Source organism: Streptacidiphilus sp. ASG 303, assembly GCF_020991365.1.
In the GTDB taxonomy this organism is placed as follows: Bacteria; Actinomycetota; Actinomycetes; order Streptomycetales; family Streptomycetaceae; genus Peterkaempfera.
Genome location: NZ_JAJLRA010000133.1, coordinates 1 through 307 on the forward strand (window position 1 = coordinate 1; position 307 = coordinate 307).

At 75.6% G+C, this 307-nt stretch carries 1 pseudogene; it reads right to left on the bottom strand.

Annotation, left to right across the window (positions count from 1 at the left end):
- Positions 1-307: pseudogene (locus LO771_RS30230) on the bottom strand (hypothetical protein); the annotation flags it as partial.

The window sequence follows — 307 nt, forward strand, 5'->3', positions numbered from 1 at the left end:
CGGTCCGGCGCCGCCTTCCGCAGCACCGCCCGCAGCTGGAAGGCGCGCAGCCACAGCAGCGCCCCCGGCAGGAACAGCACGCCCGTGAGCAGCGTGACCAGGGACCGCTGCCGGTCGCGCCGGTTGCGCAGCTCCTGCGCCTCCAGGCAGTGCTCCACGACCATCCGGGCGTCGGTGCCGAAGGACGGCACCAGCGGTGTGCGGCCGCTGCCCCGCGTCCGGGCGATGACCGCCTCGGTGAAGGCCTCGCCGAGGTTGGCCCGGAAGAGCGCGAAGCGCGGCGGCTTCGGCTTCACGTCCGGCCGCA